Source organism: Candidatus Obscuribacterales bacterium (genome assembly GCA_036703605.1).
Classification (GTDB): Bacteria; Cyanobacteriota; Cyanobacteriia; order RECH01; family RECH01; genus RECH01.
The window spans coordinates 31,863-49,269 of record DATNRH010001184.1 but is presented as its reverse complement, the minus strand read 5'-3'; the positions used below and the strand labels follow the sequence as shown (position 1 = coordinate 49,269).

10 protein-coding genes are annotated in these 17,407 nt (G+C 53.5%); 2 read left to right on the top strand and 8 right to left on the bottom strand.

Features of this window, described 5'->3' with window-relative positions:
• Both V6D20_24670 and purE read right to left on the bottom strand, forming a co-directional pair.
• Positions 1–1,014: hypothetical protein (locus V6D20_24670; protein HEY9818976.1), on the bottom strand; the 1,014-nt coding region annotated here is incomplete at its 3' end.
• 188 nt (positions 1,015–1,202) lie between these two features.
• Positions 1,203–1,721, bottom strand: coding sequence for a 5-(carboxyamino)imidazole ribonucleotide mutase (gene purE / locus V6D20_24665; GenBank protein HEY9818975.1), 519 nt, complete (start codon positions 1,719–1,721; stop codon positions 1,203–1,205).
• 79 nt (positions 1,722–1,800) lie between these two features.
• Between purE and nagA the strand changes: the two genes are divergently transcribed.
• Entirely contained in the window at positions 1,801–2,958 is a 1,158-nt protein-coding gene (nagA, locus tag V6D20_24660) for an N-acetylglucosamine-6-phosphate deacetylase (GenBank protein ID HEY9818974.1), read from the top strand.
• Positions 2,959–2,997: 39 nt separating this feature from the next.
• On the opposite strand, the gene V6D20_24655 is transcribed toward nagA, so the two are convergent.
• A complete protein-coding gene (locus tag V6D20_24655; protein HEY9818973.1) occupies positions 2,998–5,574 on the bottom strand; it encodes a hypothetical protein in 2,577 nt (858 codons plus the stop codon).
• Between the two features lie 474 nt (positions 5,575–6,048).
• Complete coding sequence (locus V6D20_24650) at positions 6,049–7,332, bottom strand: hypothetical protein (protein ID HEY9818972.1); 1,284 nt, start codon at positions 7,330–7,332, stop codon at positions 6,049–6,051.
• A 392-nt stretch (positions 7,333–7,724) separates the two neighbouring features.
• Here V6D20_24650 and galT point away from each other — a divergent pair, with 392 nt between their 5' ends.
• Positions 7,725–8,714 carry a galactose-1-phosphate uridylyltransferase gene (galT, locus tag V6D20_24645; GenBank protein ID HEY9818971.1) on the top strand — a complete coding sequence of 330 codons (990 nt, stop codon included), beginning with the start codon at positions 7,725–7,727 and terminating at the stop codon, positions 8,712–8,714.
• 209 nt (positions 8,715–8,923) lie between these two features.
• On the opposite strand, the gene V6D20_24640 is transcribed toward galT, so the two are convergent.
• The 4 genes from V6D20_24640 to typA all read right to left on the bottom strand — a co-directional run bounded on the left by V6D20_24640 (position 8,924) and on the right by typA (position 17,007).
• Positions 8,924–9,133, bottom strand: a complete 210-nt coding sequence (locus V6D20_24640) for a hypothetical protein (protein ID HEY9818970.1) — start codon at positions 9,131–9,133, stop codon at positions 8,924–8,926.
• 205 nt (positions 9,134–9,338) lie between these two features.
• Positions 9,339–14,336 (bottom strand): PAS domain S-box protein, encoded by a 4,998-nt coding sequence (locus V6D20_24635; GenBank protein HEY9818969.1) that lies wholly within the window; start codon positions 14,334–14,336, stop codon positions 9,339–9,341.
• Positions 14,337–14,385: 49 nt separating this feature from the next.
• A complete protein-coding gene (hisH, locus tag V6D20_24630) occupies positions 14,386–15,042 on the bottom strand; it encodes an imidazole glycerol phosphate synthase subunit HisH (GenBank protein ID HEY9818968.1) in 657 nt (218 codons plus the stop codon).
• A gap of 168 nt (positions 15,043–15,210) precedes the next feature.
• On the bottom strand, positions 15,211–17,007 hold the full coding sequence (typA, locus tag V6D20_24625; protein HEY9818967.1) for a translational GTPase TypA: 1,797 nt from the start codon (positions 17,005–17,007) through the stop codon (positions 15,211–15,213).
• Between the last annotated feature and the right edge of the window lie 400 nt (positions 17,008–17,407).

The following is a 17,407-nucleotide window of genomic DNA, read 5'->3' as shown; positions in this document are numbered from 1 at the left end:
CACGGAAGGCATCAAGGGACTAGCCTTCATCTGCCCATCGTCCTCATGGCTAGATGCCGTACTGGATTGTCGCGCCTCAACAGACGACTCTTGGCTCAACGATTCGGGAGACGCCTCTTCCCCATCCCTCGCCTCCCCAGCAGCAGGCTGGACAGAAGGAGGGGGCTGAGTTTCTGTTTGAACAGCGCTGACAATCGGTTCCGTTAGCATCAACAGATCCTTATCGTGGATACCCAAGTCCTGCTGTCGTTGTTTTAGATAGTGCTCAGCATAGGCTCCTGGGGGCCATTCAACAGCGCAGACCTCCCTAACCACATCCTGATACTGCTGACAACGATGTTGATACTCATCTTCCTCTTGCTTTACCTGGTCGATCACTTCTGCCTCAAAGCGCACCGCCTCCTCTAGGGTGAGGCCAAGCTCCTGCCGCTGAGACTCTAGATGATGCCGATCCTCATCGCGAATCGGTAGGGCCCGCTGGGTGGCATCCCACACGGCTTTTTTATAGCGCTCTACCCAGTCTGGTTGAGGATCCGTAGGTTCTACGGAAAAGTCTTCTTCTGGCGGCGACTCCGGTTGCGATCGCTCCTCTGCCTCAGGCGATTGACTCCCTGGCATCCCAGATGTAGAGGGAGATGTGTCAGCCATCGGGGGGCGATCGCTCGGCGATGGGTGCCTATCCTGAACCGGGGGGCGATCGCTCGGCGGAGGAGTATCTTGGGGATCGGGCGATCGCTCCTCGGCCGATCCCACAGGGCGATCGCTCGGGGATTGAGGCGTGTTGCGAGGCACTAGATCACCCAGCCCAGACGGATCAGCGGCAGACAGATGGTCTTGGATGATACTCTGCTCCAGCTCACCCACCGTCAGAGGGTTGAGATCCAAAGTTTGACGCAGCTCATTAAACCGCGATCGCATCTGTGGATCACGATGGGCATTTTGGGCAACCGCCTCGGTAAACTGTTCTCGATACTGCTGCAGCCGCTGTTGGTAAGACAAATGTTCTGTGTCCACCGCTGAAATCTACTCCATGAGCTATGGACAGGCGATCGGTGAGGGCAGGCAAAGTCTGAGCCATCAGGATCTTAGGCGTTAAGTGAGATGGACGTCATCCTCCTACCTTCTATCTCCTACCGGCTAATCTTCCTATGTCCAAGATGTTCTAGCCCCAATCCCCGATCGTGTTGGATTAAGCCAGTCTTCTACATCTCCTTTAAATATGCCTGATATCCTAGCTCATCAAGCTGAGCCTGTTTCTCCATGACGCTGGTTTGTAGAGCTTGTCGATACTGTTGCACCTTTTCCAGCAGCGCAGCGTCATGGCTGGCTAACATTTGCACCGCCAGCAGGCCAGCATTTTGAGCATTGCCGATGGCCACAGTGGCCACCGGAATCCCCCTCGGCATTTGCACAATGGAGTATAGGGAATCGACACCGTTGAGGGTGCGGGTGAGCACCGGTACCCCAATCACCGGCAGGGGCGTGAGGGCAGCCACCATGCCTGGCAGATGGGCTGCGCCACCGGCTCCTGCAATAATCACCTTGAGCCCTCGGGTGTGGGCGGTTTGGGCATAGTCCACCATGCGCTCAGGGGTGCGATGGGCCGAGACGATCGCCACCTCATGGGGCACGCCAAAGTCTTCACAGATGGCGATCGCCGCCTGCATAGTGGGCAGGTCGGAGTCACTGCCCATGATGATGCCAACAAACGGATGGGTCATAGAATTCAACACCAGATACCCCATGCGGGGCAAGCGACTGTGGGAAGATTGGAGCAGATCGGCGTTTAGATATCTGCCCATGGCTGCCCAATCCTCCACTATTATCAACGCTCGCCTACCCGACCGCGACGGACTTCACCAACTTTGCTTAACCGCTGGACGGCTGACCCGCATCCAGCCCATGGACGAAGCGATCGCCCCCGATGATGCCAGCCTGGATGTAGGCGGCGACTGGGTTTCACCAGGCGGGGTGGATCTCCAAATCAATGGCGCGCTGGGCCTGGCATTTCCCGACTTAGCGATCGCTCACCTAGAGACCCTAGACAAGATCTGCAGCTTTCTCTGGCAGCAAGGCGTGGATGCGTTTTTGCCCACCCTGGTGACCACCTCACTGGACAACATTCACCGGGCCCTGGCAACCCTAGCAGCCTTCCGTGACCAAGGGGGCGATCGCGGCGCACGTATTCTGGGCGTTCACCTAGAGGGGCCGTTTCTCAATCCCCAAAAACGGGGTGCCCATCCCGCCGAACATCTGCAACCCCTCACCCTAGAGCAGGTCTCCCAAGTCCTCGCCAACTATACATCCTTGGTCAAGGTGATCACCCTAGCGCCAGAACTCGACCCCAGTGGGCAGGTGATTCCCACCCTCGTCAACCAAGGCATGATCGTAAGTCTAGGGCATTCCCAAGCTACGGCAGAGCAGGCCAAACGAGCTTTTGACCAGGGAGCCTCCATGGTCACCCATGCCTTCAATGCCATGCCCAGCCTGCATCATCGCCAGCCGGGTCTTTTGGGCGCGGCCCTCACCCATCCCCAGGTTTTCTGCGGTGTGATTGCCGATGGGGTGCATGTGGCTCCCACCATGCTTGATCTACTCCTACGCATAGGGCGCGGCGGGCGATCGCCCCAGCCCTATCCCCAAGGTCTCTTTCTCGTCAGCGATGCATTGGCTCCCCTAGGATTGCCCGATGGTCGCTACCCCTGGGACAGTCGAGAGATTGAGGTGATTCAAGGCACGGCCCGATTAGCAGACGGCACCCTCTCGGGCACAACTCTACCCCTGCTGGCCGGTGTGCAGTATCTTGTACGCCAGGGTCTATGTGAGCCATCCGAGGCGATCGCCCTAGCCACCCTAGCTCCCCGCCGTGCCCTAGGGCTTCCTACTTGGCCCCAGCAAGAACCCATCCATCTCCTACGCTGGTCAGCCCAGACCCTAGACTGGCAACGCCTCCCCTAGAGCATCACGTTACGGATCCTACAGCTATGGATTCTGCAGCTACGAAGTCTGCAGCTTTTGCCAACAGGCTTTGGCCCGCTGGGCATTAGCCTGGCTACCTCGGGCGGCAAACAACTGGGCAGCCTTCTCAAAATCTGCCAAAGCACTGAGGCGATCGCCCAATTTCTGCTCCATGATGGCGCGGTGGTAGTAAGCGATCGCTGCACCGGAGTCTAGGCGAATCGCTTCGTGGTAGTCCGTGAGGGCAGCGGTGGCGTTATTCAGCTTTTGGTAGCTCAAGCCTCGGTAGAAGAAGGCGATGGCCAAATCAGGCTTGGCCCAGATAGCCGCACTGTAGTCAGCGATCGCCCCATGATGATCCTCCATCTCTGCCCGAATGAGCCCGCGGTTGCAGTAGACCGTCGGCTGATTAGCCTCTAGATTCAGAGCTTCATCCAAGTCTGCCGCAGCCCCAGCCTTATCACCCAAGTCATAGCGCACTGAAGCTCGATAGGTATAGGCCAGGGCATCATCAGACGCCAAACATAGAATATGTTCGAAGTCAGCTAGGGCCCCGGACTTATCGCCCAGATCGTAGCGGGTCACGGCTCGATTCCAATAGGCATCGAGATCGTTAGAATCCAGTTCCGTCGATTCAAAACGATCAACCAAGCGTTGAATCACCAGCGAATCGGTGGTGCGCAACTTCAGTTCTAAATGGGGAAAGGCCGTTTGGGTAATCAGCGTATCCTTGATGCCCAACACCGCAAACTGTTGATCGGATACAAAGAAGTTTTCAATGGTACCCAAGATTTTAAACTGAAAATGCTGGGGATATTGGCGCTTGAGGGTGAGGAATTTTTGCAGCGTGTTGTGCAAGGTACCGCGTTCTAGAGGATTGATGAACCACCGCTGATTAATCACACTCAAAAACCGAGGCTCCGTGCGATCGGCCAAATGACACCAGCCCATATCTAAACGACAGCCCCGATCCAGCATGGCGCGAAACTGGGCCAGCATGGCGTCATCTAAGTCGCACTGGCTCGACCAAGGCCAAATCAAAATCAGCCGCTCTTGGGTCTGGGCCAAGGCCGCTTCTAGGGTCGCCCGGTTGTTGGCGATCGCTTCCGTCACCTGAGCAGACGTTGTGGGCGGTTCTGGATGACCGAGATCAAACACAAACTCATAGTCAGAGCCATCGGGTAAGGATTGCAGTTGCTGATTAATATCCGCCAACTCTTGGCGCAGCATGGACTCAATGCGCAACTGAAACTCTTCCTCCGAATGCACCGGCTCTAAGGTATCCAAACTCTCGCCATCCATCCCTGAGTGGGTTGTGAGCGCATGGGACTTACCGTTACCGTTGGTGAGAGACATAGACGGCACATACTGAAGCGACGAAGGGCGCTGGCGCAGTTGGCGGTGCAATTGTTGCCCCAGTTCCTGAAGCTGCTGCCGGAGAATTTGCTCCACATGGGATCGCATTTGGGGAGCTGCAGGCATATCTTGAAGCTGTTGCTCCAAACGTTTCACCCCCTGCTGCAGCTCGTCGGCCACCTGCTGTTGATGTTGATGTTGCTGCAAAAGTACCTGAACACGAGCCTGCAACGTCAACCAATCTTGCCTCGGCACCGTATCCTGCACCGCTCCCTTCACGCTATCCACTAAGTGTTCCACGGTCTTCGATAGGGCCGCAATATCCACCGGGGGCGGCATTGAATCAAGACGCTGAGCCAAGTCTTGCACTTGCTTGCGCAGGGCAGATACGTCCACCGGCGCACCTGGCGACTTAACCTTCAGATGGATGGATTTTAGATCTTGGCGAATGGCCTCATCCACCTGAGCCTGCATTTCCTGCTGACGGTGCAGCGCCTGCACCTCCGCTACCAGCGCCCCCCAGTCTCGTTTGGGCACCATGTCTGACACCATTTTGATCAGTTCACCCACCTCATCCTTCATGGCGCTAGAGTCAAAGGGTGGCGGCAGCTTTTGAATCTGGCGATTGAGATGACTCACTTGGTCTTGCACCGAGGTGAGCGTCGGACGGGTTTGATCGGCTAGCTTTTGTAAATTGGCCTGAAGTTGCCCCACCTCCGATTTCAACTGAGCAATATCACTGCCCACACCATCTGTGTTCACTGACGTGGACAGTCGATGGACTTGGGCTGTTACATGCCCTAGGGAATCCGATAGAGCACTATACTGTTCAGCAATCTGCACAAGCTGTTCTGAGTTCAGCGTTTCATTGCGTTTTTCCACGGCTTGCAAACGACGCTGCATCTCTTGCTGCATTCGTTTAACGCCATTCGCAACCTGCTCCAACCCCTCGCGATTTTTCCGCAAAACCGACTGCCGGAGATGACCAACCGCTTCCACCGTCGGCATCGATCGCACCTGTTGATCCAGGAGTTCTAAATGCTTGTTGACCTTTTGATCCACCTGGGCAATGGCGATCGCCATATCGTTGCCGGTCATGGTCTCTAGACGTCGTCGGTTGGCAAGATTCAACAACACCAAAAATGACAGTGGCGCTGAGGTAAATAGCATCTGCTGCGACACAATCGATGCGACGGTACCCACCCCCAAGCCCACCAAGGATGCATATTCCGCTAGATTTAGCCAATGAAATTTTTTCAAGGTGTCCCCCGTCCTGCTCATTGTGAATCATTGATTCCATGCCATGGGATCGCCTGCCCAAGGGCGATCGCCTAGATCCCCAGCCCTGCCAAGCCCCCATGAATCGAACGGTGGCCCTGGCTTAAAATTTTGCTCTGTCTAGCCAACACCGCCGGCGCAGGCCACTGAGCGTCTATCCCTATCTTCCCGACCTAGTATGGGAGATCAGGACATCAACGATGAAATCCCTGACTCAGACGGGGCACCTCAGAGCCGTATCTATTGGAACCTTGCTCGCACGTCATCGTTCTAGACGGCCCCATCCATCAAAAAAAGCCCGAACCTAGGTTCGGGCTCCAGCGATCGCTCCATCGTGGGGGAGCAGCAGGTTGTCTTAAACGTTCTAGACCAGGAGAAGGCACGGGTGCAGTCACCGACCTCCAACGGCGATCGCTACACAAAGATCACCGTTGGGTTAAACATGCTAGGGAGATCCTAGTTGGACGGAGCCTCAAACCTCACGACATAGTCACTCACGGCCTGATGACTACCGTCAAATTCAAAATCAGGGAAAGAGCTTACCGCCAACGTGACGCTACCACTGGGAGGAACCGTACCTACCATGCGCGGATAGACACCCTCTCCGCCATCGTCATCCACCGTAATCAACTGTCCCTCATCATCAAACCAACCCAAAACGGGGTCAAAATTAGCCAGTGTAACTTCCGCCACAAACTCACTGCCGGGAGTCAAATCTGGGAAGACCAAGAAATCTATATCACCGGGGAGAGAATCGATCCCCAATTTCACGTAAAGCTCATACTCGCCTTCTACACCATGGGGACCTGGCTCAAAGGGAGGCATCTCTCCTGGCCCTTGGCTCATGTATTCGCCTGTGAAGTCAAAGTCGGGAAACAGGGTGACTCGCACATCAACCGATCCGTCATCGCTCACAAATCCAGTCAAGATGGAGCCCAGTCCGTTACCCACGGGGCTACCATCGTCGTTGAGATCCACGAGATCGCCGGCTGGGTCAAAGATGCCCACCATGGTATCAATGCCGCTGTCGCTGTTGTCAATCCACACCACAAAGGGCTCACCCGCAGGCAGATCATCCAAGGCAATCATCCCAACTTCACCGGGGATCAGAGTTTCGGTGAAGGTATAGTCAGCACTGGCAGCATCCACATTGGCAACAGAGTTGGTGCCTAGCTGCACGTAGACGCTGTAGTCTCCTCCCTGGGGAGTGAAATCACTGGGGGGCATAGGTTCCATGCCGAACCCTGGATCATCGTACATGCCATCGAAGTTGAAATCAGGGAAGCCTGATACGCCCAGACGAATGGTGCCGTCAGCGCTGACGGTGCCTCCCGTAGCAGAAGCTAGCCCACTACCAACAGGGCTACCATCATCATCGGTTTGGAGGACAGATTCACCATCAAACACGCCCAGCACCGTATCAACACCACTGGCGGTGTTATCGATCCATACGTAAAAAGGTTGGTTGGAGGGTAGATCTGGAATGGTGTAGAAATCAGCTTCATCCGGCGACAGTTGTCCCGAAAATTGATAGTCGTAGGCCTCTAAATCAGCACCAAAACTTAGGCTACCGAGCACATGGGAGGCACCGGAGGGCAGCATTTCTCGGGTCGCGAAACTATCGTTGGTGCCGGCAGTGGTTTCAGCCTCTACCACTGGATCGGCTATGGCTACCAAGGTTGGCGCGATCGCTCCCAAGGTGCCAAGGGTGAATGCAAGTAGAGTAGTCTTAACAGTCATGGATGTAGTCTCTTAGGGTTAAAGCAAACTATAGAAGATGAACGTAACGCTTTAGGGTTATGGTTGTGCCAGCATCAATACCATAACAATGGATGACCGGATAGCACATGCTCCCATTTGATGGATTCAATGCATTTAAAAGCCATTTCGCATGGTCACCCCCTTCCCCAGCACGATTTGAAACCGCATTGGCAAGTAGCAGGAGCCACACTTAGATCTACACCTCGCGCAGCAGGCTGACGTTGCAATATCTTAAGGCTCGGTCATGATCGTCCCTGTTCCGGAAGAACAGCCTAGATAATTGAGGAAACACATAAACCACGATCGAGTTCAGCCCCCCAACGATGCAGACGGAGCGATCGCTCCTTGTAGTCGTTGCATCAAACGTTCCCATGAATAATAGCCACATTCGCCTCAACCGAGCGACCCATGAATGGGTGATTTATGCGCCCAGCCGTCGTCAGCGTCCGCAAGACTTTCAGCCCATCGCCAGTCATCTGCCATCCAACGATGTGGAGCGGGCTCACTGCCCCTTTTGCCACTACCATGACGAACCCATTTTGCTGGAACTGATGGATGCTACGGGAGAAGGCTGGCAAACCAGGGTTGTTCCTAACAAGTATCCGGCCCTGTCGCCCGATGTCAAACCCCTGCGATCGCTCACAGGTATCTATCTAGAATTGCCTGGCTATGGTCATCACGAGGTCGTGATTGAAAGTCCTCACCATGATCAAACCTTAGAGACCATGCCTCTGGAGGCCGTCAGCACGGTGGTAGAAACCTATCGCCAGCGGTATCTAACGCTGATGGCAATTCCCCAAAACCTATTCATCATCATTTTTCGCAACCATGGGCAGACGGCGGGAGCCTCCCTACGCCATCCCCACTCCCAGATCATCAGCACCCCCATCGTGCCACGCCATTATCGCTGGCAAGAGGATGAAGCCCAACGCTATTTTGATGACTGGGGGCGCTGCGCCTACTGCGATATGCTGGAGTTTGAGCTGTGCGATCGCCAACGACTGATTGCAGAAAATGACGAGTTTATCGCCTTTGTACCCTATGCAGCAGAGGTGCCCTTTGAGGTGATGATTTTGCCCAAGGTTCACAGTGCTGACTTTGGAACAATCACTCCCCACCAAGTTGTTCAGTTTGCCAACATTCTCCAGCAGGTGTTGCTCAAGCTTTACCAAAAGCTCAACAATCCCGCCTATAACTTTGCCATCATGACCGCCGCTCGCTATAAAGCTAATGAGCCCCAGCTTCACTGGTCTTGCCAGATCCGTCCGCGCTTGGGTACGCCGGCCGGTTTTGAGATGGGCTCAGGTATTAGCATTAACCCATCGCTACCCGAAGCAGATGCGGATTATCTCAACAGTTAGCGTCGCAGGCTTGACCCCGTCTAGACATTTTGCCCAGGCAGGCAAGACTTCTAGCCGCCAGCATTGAGATGTTCGTCCAGCAACCGGCGAGCAGAGCATAACGTCATGGAACTCACCGGCAAGCGAGTCCACCGTCCAGAAGGTTGAGGCTCCTTACCCAAGCATGGGACAGGTTGAGGCTAGACCGGTTCACATTCAACCGGCTCACACTAGACCGGCTCAAAACAGAGTTGCCAAGAGCGATCGCCCCCCTGATCGACAATCTGAATCGATGTCAACGTCATCACTTGGTTGAGCACGGGGTATTGATCGCCCACGGTCAAGCCCGACACCCGCTGGCTATTGGCAGGGTAGGTCAAAACAACGCTGTAACTCTGGGCGTAGTGCTCTAGCCCATGAATCGCTATACTGGCGTCCATATAAGATTCCTCCTCTATCAAGACAAAACATCCTTACCAAAAGGCTATTCGATCCGTTTTAAGAGATATCCGTAGACATTCTTAAAAATCCAGCGCCAAGCACAACAGTGCCACCGGCAACGCCGACGATCAGCCAGATGCCGCAACGTTTTGCATGAGGTGTTAGGGTTTCTTAGTGAAGGTTCAGCCCCTGATTCATCCAAACCTAGGATGGAGCGATCGGCAGTCGTAGGGTAAACCACGTTTGATGGTCACCACTATCGACCTGTATTGTCCCACCCAAGCAGTTCACAAGCTTTTGAACAAGAGCGAGACCAAGCCCCGTACCGCCGTGCTTCCAAGGATCATGACTGGGAATGCGATAGAAACGATCAAAGATGCGATCGCGCTCAGACTCTGGAATTTCAACGCCAGAATTGGTCACGACGATCTCTAGAATACCTAGGTTAGCTCGCACCGAAAGATTCACCGTGCCGCCAGCCGGAGTGTACTTACAAGCATTGGTCAACAGCTCATGCAGAATGCGCTGGAAGTGAGATAAGTCTGTTATCAGAAGAGGTAATGATGGATCAAGCGTGAGGGTCAAATCTTGCTGTTGCTGCCGTGCCTTCACCATGAAGGGTTCTAGAATATGGGGCAACCAGTCTTGTAGGTGCAATGAGGTGAGCACTAAGGGTTCTATGTCTGCATCCAAACGGGTTAAATCAAGTAAGTCATTAATTAAGTTGATCTCCCGATCTTCTTCGTCTTTGAGGATTTGAACGTAGCGTGCTAAGGGAGTATGCGCCAACGGATCTGTTGATGAATAGGAATCATGGGGTAGTAGTCCCATCTGTCGAAGCTGCATCTCCAGCAAGTCTGTCGCCATTTTGATGCTAGACATGGGTGTGCGCAGTTCATGGGAAACGGTGCTGAGAAAGTCATCTTTAAGGCGATTTAACTTTTCGAGGGCTAACACCTGGGTTTGGGCAGCTTGGTAAAGACGTGACTGCCGCAGAGCGATCGCACATTGATTGGCAACCTGTTTCACCAAGCGCACCTCAGCCTCGCTAAATGATTCCCATCTTGATCGAAACAGCCATAAATCTCCCAAAATTCCCTGATCATCGACAATGGGACAGGCTAAAACTGCTAAGTAAGGGTGTTCTTCACTAGAGCGGCAAGGATTGGTATTACAGAAGTGACAGGCTTGTCCTTGAAACAAAACAGAATAAACATCAGTTTGACGGCTGTTGGCAATCAAAAATGTCAGACCTTTCTTGGATGGCAGCGATCGCCGCACAAATTCGTGAGCGATCGTAGAAATGGTGCAGTCATCATTATATAGACCCGTATCACAACATTCCACACCCAGACGTTGTCCTAGCTCTAGCACCACAGCTTCTAGGATTTGCTCTTCATCTAAGCTATCTCGCACCTTATCTAGGATGGAAGTGAGAGTAGCTTCAAACGCTAAGGATTGCTGAAGATCTGCCGTGCGTTCCTGCACCTGATGCTCTAGTTTGAGATTCCATTGTTTCACCTGTTGATGCAGCTCTGACTGCTGCAAAGCGATCGCTAATTGAGTCGTTAAACGGTGGAGCAAGTCTTCTTCCCAGGGCTGCCATATATGGGGGGCTGCACAATAATGTACACAGAACAATCCCCAGAGATTGTTCTCCCATGTAATAGGGACAGCCAGACTCGCCTGAATCTGCAGTTGTTCGAGCAACGCTACATAACACGGTGCTAGACGTGAGTTTTGGAGATCATCGATTCGGTTAATCTTACCCAGCTGATACTCGTCTACTAAGGTGCCAGTAAAACAAGGATCATGAAGACTGCTGTCTAGAATCTCCTGCCAAGGCGGTACAACAGACTCAGCGATCATATTGCCGCTCCAGTCTGGGTTAAATCGATAGACAACGACACGATCGGCTTGCAATAAGGATCGAACCTCATGAACAGCGGTTGATAAAATATGATCTAGGTTGAGAGATTGCCGAATATGTTGAGTGATGGTATTGAGCAAACGTTCCTGTTCTGCCTGCTGTAGCAACAGTTGCTGAGCGTGTTTTAGATTGGTGATCTCGCGAATGATAATTAATACTGAAGTCACCTGACTGTCCGACGAAAACTCCGGTGCAATGCGAGAATAGAAAACATGATTCCCCCCAAGCAATGGAAATTCATACTCAAGGGTTTGTTCTTGAGCCGTCGTGAATGCTAGATCCATAGCCGATTCCCAGCGTTCGACTATTGCCTCGGGAAATCCTAACTCACGGCTAGTGTGTCCTAGAAAGTCTTCTGCTGACATCCCGCTCAGCTCTGCACCCTTAGGATTCGCGTAGAGAAAGCGAAACTGGCGATCGCAGCGAAAAATCATATCAGGAGCATTTTCAGCCAGGGCTCGAAACTCCTGTTCTCGCTGGCGCAACGCCATTTCTGCCGCCCGTCGTTCGGTGATATCTTCAGCCATGCCAATTACACATTGGGGCTGTCCGTCCGCATCATACACTGCAACCTTGCGATTGTGGATGATGCGCAAACTTCCATCCTGGGCGGCAATGACTTCCTCAGGTAAGTCTATCAACCGTCCAGTAGCGATCGCCTCTCGATCTTGAGACGTACAAAGATCAGCTTGCTCAGCAGGAAATAAATCATAATCTGTTTTACCCAGAACAGCCTCTGGTAGATAGCCCATCAGTTGAGTACAAGCAGGATTCCAAAGCATAAACGTGAGGGTCTGGGCATCCTTCGCAAAGACCGCCAGTGGTAAATGATCGAGAATGCGCTGCAAAAACTGCCGGGTGGTCTCTAACTCTAGCTCCGCCTGCTTGCGATCGCTAATGTCGGTATGGACATTGGTCACATGCCATCCCTGTAGCTCTTCCTGCCACTGAGACGTGACGACGACCGATAACCAGCGCCAAGTACCATCGCCCCGACAAAACCGATATTCAAATTGGCAGGGCACTTCCGCAAAGATCTTCTCAAAGCAAGGTGGAATGTTTTGTTCTATATCTTCAGGATGCACCCGCGACCACCAAAGCTGTGAATCTGCAATCAAAGCTTCTGGGCTATAGCCAAATATGGATTCACAGCCTGCCGAGCAGTAGTCATACCGATAGGAGCGATCGGCAAACACTTGGACACTCAGGATAGCAGCAGCCGTACTGTTAAGAATGGCATTGAGCTTGGCTTCAGAAGCCTGTAACGCCTGTTCTAGGAGAACGCGATCGGTTATATTCCAACACATACTCTGAATGCCAATCATCTGCCCATCGGCATCCTGAAGAGGAGACTTTAGTACTTGAGCGTAGGATACGTCTCCTTGGGGCGAAGGGCAGGCAACAATCTCATCTAGAACTTGCCCAGTTTCTAGAACATAGGCATCTTCAGCCGCAAATTGATTGGCAAGCTCTGGCGAATATAAGTCATGGACGGTGCGCCCCAAGATCTCGTCCTGTGGCTTGTTGAGCTCAGCTAAAAACGCCGGATTAGCAAAGGTAATGATCCCATCACGATCCTTACGCACCAGCGCTTGAGGCATGGCTGTCGTCAAAGACTCAAAGTAGGCTTTGCCTTGCCGCAGCGCCTCCTCTGCCAGTTTGCGATCGGTGATGTCGAGCATGATGCCCACCATCCGTTCCGCTGTCCCATCTGCACCATAAATGCCTCGCCCTCGATTGAGCATCCAGCGCACCGTACCATCGGGATGGATCACCCGATATTCCACCTCTAGATCCGTCTGAGTCTCCAAAGCTAGGTTAAACACAGCTTCTGCTTCGGCTAAATCATCAGGATGAACGCGATCGCGCCATGTTTGATAGTGGCTGATCTCTTGCAGAGGCGATAACCCCATCAATAAAAATTGGTTGTCATTCCAACTAGCCTCACCGGTAGCCACGTTAAATTCCCAGCAGCCAGTTTTGGAGAGATCGACCGCTAGCTTGCGCTGCTCTTCACTGCGGCGTAGAGCTTGGCTTGTCTCTTTTTGCTCCGTGATATCAACAAAGGCGATCGCCACCCCATAGTCATCCAGGGGAATAGGAACAGCACTCACACTGATCCAGCGAATCTGACCGTCTGGGCGCACAATGCCCTGCTCTTGCCCTCGAATAACCTGATTCTTCAGCAGCGCCTGGGTACTGGCATAGTCTGAGGGCGGCATGGGGCTGCCATCAGGACATATGATCTGCCAAGACGAAGCATCGTAGGTGAGTTGGGTCAGTTCATCTAACGAAAATCCCGAAATATCTTCGGCGGCTGGATTCACCTCCACCAAACGCCCCTCCGCGTCAAGGATGGAAACGCCCACCGGCAAAATCTGAAAGAGGGTCTGGTATTTTCGTTGGCTGTCTTGCAGAGCTTGCTCCAGCCGATGGCGATCGCTCAAGTCTAAGATCACCGCATAGTAGCCCTGTACCTGCCCCTGGGAATCAAAATCGGGCACCAGGGTGCCATGAATATGACGAATAGTGATCGGAAACGGTACGGTCACCTCATAGGTCACCGTTTCTCCCGCCAGCACCCGTTCAATATAGCCCTGCACAATACCGTAAGCAGCCTCACCTACGACATCGGCTACGGTTTTTCCGTAAAGCTCCGTCGGGGTTTGCCCAAACCATACCTGGTAATTGGCATTGACATACCGATAGCGCTGATGGCGATCGATATAGGATATGCACACCGGCAGAGCGTCGATTAAGACATGCAGTTGGTCTTGATTCTGCCGTAACGCTGCCTCTACTTGTTTTTGCTGAAACTGTTCAGCCTGTAGCTGATCATTGTGCTGCTCTAGATCTTGGGCGCGCCGTTCAAGCTGCTGCTGTAGATCCTGAACGTCTCGCTCTAGGCGCTTGCGTTCCGTGATGTCTCGCAGAATGGACAGATGGTGATGGGGCCATACATCCGCCGTTGCCGCATAGTCCACGTCCCGCACCGAACCATCGGCCCGCAAAATCTGGATTTCGCCCCGTTGCTGCCCATGCTGCTGAAACTGCTGCCATGCGGACTCAAAATCAAGATCCGGCAGCACAAAGTCAGCAATGTGTTGGCCAATGATTTGCCCACGCGATCGCCCTAGAAGATCACAGGCTGCAGGGTTAGCCTCCACATATTGCCCTTGATCATCAGCGATGAGCATGGCATCCAACGACTTCTCAAACAAAGCCCGGAACTGAGCATTGTCTAGCCCAACGTTTTCTCCTGTCATCGCCATGGGTTTCCCTCCTGATTCTGCAGAATCAAACGCGCAGGTAACTGGCAGGCTATGGAAGACTCACCAATTGCTGGCTGTTCACATGAGCAACAAAGTTAGCCAGAAGCTGTAACCCTGATGTTGAAGACTTTTCAGGATGGAATTGCACCGCCATCAGGTTATCCTGAGCGATCGCCGCCGTCACGGTTTGGCTGCCGTGGGTGATGCTGGCGGCAGTGACTCGGGCATCCGTCGGATCGGCGTAGTAGGAATGCACAAAATACATCCAGGGGCGGTGGGGCAGGTCTTGCCAAAGAGGATGTTGGGGTTGGGTGAGATCCAGTTGATTCCAACCCATGTGGGGCACGGTAATCCCCGGTTCATAGCGAAAATGACGCACCATACCCTTCACGATTCCCAGTCCGGCCTCACTGCCTTCTTCACTGCCCTCCAGCAAAATCTGGAGACCAAGACAAATTCCTAAAAACGGCTTGCCGCTGGCCACCACATCTCGGATGGGCTGGATCAAGTCTCGCGATCGCAGATGGCGCATGGCCGGGTCAAAAGCACCCACACCGGGCAACACCACTGCATCAGCCGCAAACAGATCTGGAGCGGAATCGGTCACGTGGGTGATGGCCCCGGCTCTTTCCAACCCTTTACAAGCAGAATGTAAATTGCCCATGTCGTAGTCGATGACGGCAATCTGAGGGGAACGAGTGGCCATAGCTTACCCTTTCTGTAAACCTACCTTTCTACTATACTCTGAGCTTCTTCAGAGGCGATCGCCCCCAGCGGCACCTAACGCAAAACCCCCATCCGAGGATGAGGGTTCTGGTATCGAGGAGCGATCGCCCGTCGGTCTATCATCGGGCGATCGTCAGGTCATCCGGTCTTAGCGCTGCTTCGCCAACTTTTTGTTCGACACCTTACGCAAACGGATAGACTCCGGCGTCACTTCCAGCAGCTCATCCGAGCCGATATATTCCAGAGCACGCTCTAGGCTCATGTCTACCGGCGTTTGCAGTTGCACCAGCTCATCCCCGGTGGCAGAACGGTGGTTGGTCAACTGCTTGGTTTTACAGACATTGAGTTCTAGATCCTGCTGGCGGTTATGTTCGCCAATAATCATACCCTTATACACCTTGGTGCCCGGCGTGATGAAGAAAACACCCCGGTCTTCAGCGTTCTTCATGGCATAGAAGGTGGCGGTTCCTTCTTCAAAGGCAATCAGCACACCGTTACGGCGAGTTTCCACATCCCCCGACAGCGGCCGATAGTCTAGGAAGCTATGGTTCATGATGCCGTCGCCCCGCGTCAGCCGCATGAATTCACCCCGGAAGCCAATTAGCCCCCGTGCTGGAATCACAAACTCCAGTTGGGTACGACCATTACCGCCCACGCGCATATCCTGCATTTCACCGCGTCGCTGACCTAGGCGCTCCATACAGCCGCCCACCGCTTCTTCCGGTACATCTAGCACCAGCAGCTCGTAGGGTTCGCAGGGCTGCCCCGTCACTTCCCGGTAGATCACCTGAGGCTGAGACACTTGGAACTCATAGCCTTCCCGGCGCATGGTTTCGATGAGAATGCCCAAGTGCAGTTCACCCCGACCCGACACCGCAAACTTGTCTGGCGAATCGGTTTCATCCACCCGCAGCGCTACGTTGGTTTCTAGCTCTCGCATGAGGCGATCGCGCACCTGCCGTGAGGTGACGTAGGTACCTTCTTGACCCGCAAAAGGAGAATCGTTGACGCAGAAGGTCATCTGCAGGGTTGGCTCATCGACCTTAATCAACGGCAGCGCCATCGGTTCATTGGGACAGGTAATGGTTTCCCCAATGTTGGCATCAGCAAATCCTGACACCGCCACCAGGTTACCCGCCGACGATTCCTCTAGCTCAATCCGCTGGAGCCCTTCAAAGCCCATCAGCTTGGTGATCTTCGAGGTCACAATCTTGCCAGACTCGGTCACCAGCGCTGCCTGTTGCCCGGAGCGAATGGTGCCGTTGTGGATCCGCCCAATCACAATCCGTCCGAGATAGTCGGAATAGTCGAGGGTAGTCACCTGAAGCTGGAGCGGCTTGGTAGGATCGCCCACCGGCGGCGGCACATGCTCCACAATCGCCTCAAACAGCGGCTTCATGTCGGTGCTGTCATCTTCTAGGGTCGCCTTGGCAAACCCCGACAGCCCCGAGGCAAACAGGTAGGGAAACTCACATTGATCGTCATCAGCTCCCAGCTCGATGAACAGATCCAAGACCTTGTCCACCGCCGTATGGGGATTGGCGCGGGGGCGATCGATTTTATTGACCACCACAATCGGCCGCAGCCCTTTTTCGAGAGCTTTTTTCAGCACAAACCGAGTTTGGGGCATGGGGCCTTCGTTAGCATCCACAATCAGGATGCAGCCATCAACCATACCCAAGACGCGCTCCACTTCGCCACCGAAGTCGGCGTGTCCAGGCGTATCGACAATATTGATCAGAATATCTTTATAGTGAACGGCGGTATTTTTTGAAAGGATCGTAATACCCCGTTCTCGCTCCAAGTCGTTGGAGTCCATCACACAGTCTGGAACCTCTTCTCCCTCGCGAAATGTGCCGGACTGTCTTAGGAGTGCATCAACGAGAGTCGTCTTGCCGTGGTCAACGTGGGCAATGATGGCAACATTGCGAATGGGAAGTGTCATAGGTTCAGGGTAAGAAAACAGACTGTAGGGTGAATAGCGCAACGGTGTAGACCCAAACCGCAGTATCGAGGGGCTTTCCCCCGTCCTGCCTTGTCGGGGCATGGGAACACCATTGATTGGCTATACCAAACCCGGTCGGGACGTCACACTGTAAAGAAGCTGTAACGATCCTATCCTATCCTTTCTTGGAGCGAGTGGCGATCGCCTCCCAGAAATTAAAGGATGGAGGACATCACTACCAAGCCCAAGGTTCATCAACAAACCTCTATGATTGGCGCACCTTCAGGCTAGAGTCCGAGATTGTCAAGCAGCCGGGAGCGATCGCCCATGACGACCATCTTGGACAAGATGTTAAAGAAATGAGTATTTTTACTGAATCACTATTGGGATCCATAGCCGT

Coding starts and splice junctions, on each gene's coding strand:
- galT (HEY9818971.1), top strand. CDS start 7,725: ATGAATAATAGCCACATTCGCCTCAACCGAGCGACCCATGAATGGGTG.
- nagA (HEY9818974.1), top strand. CDS start 1,801: ATGGCTGCCCAATCCTCCACTATTATCAACGCTCGCCTACCCGACCGC.
- typA (HEY9818967.1), bottom strand. CDS start 17,007: ATGACACTTCCCATTCGCAATGTTGCCATCATTGCCCACGTTGACCAC.
- purE (HEY9818975.1), bottom strand. CDS start 1,721: ATGACCCATCCGTTTGTTGGCATCATCATGGGCAGTGACTCCGACCTG.
- V6D20_24650 (HEY9818972.1), bottom strand. CDS start 7,332: ATGACTGTTAAGACTACTCTACTTGCATTCACCCTTGGCACCTTGGGA.
- V6D20_24635 (HEY9818969.1), bottom strand. CDS start 14,336: ATGGCGATGACAGGAGAAAACGTTGGGCTAGACAATGCTCAGTTCCGG.
- V6D20_24640 (HEY9818970.1), bottom strand. CDS start 9,133: ATGGACGCCAGTATAGCGATTCATGGGCTAGAGCACTACGCCCAGAGT.
- hisH (HEY9818968.1), bottom strand. CDS start 15,042: ATGGCCACTCGTTCCCCTCAGATTGCCGTCATCGACTACGACATGGGC.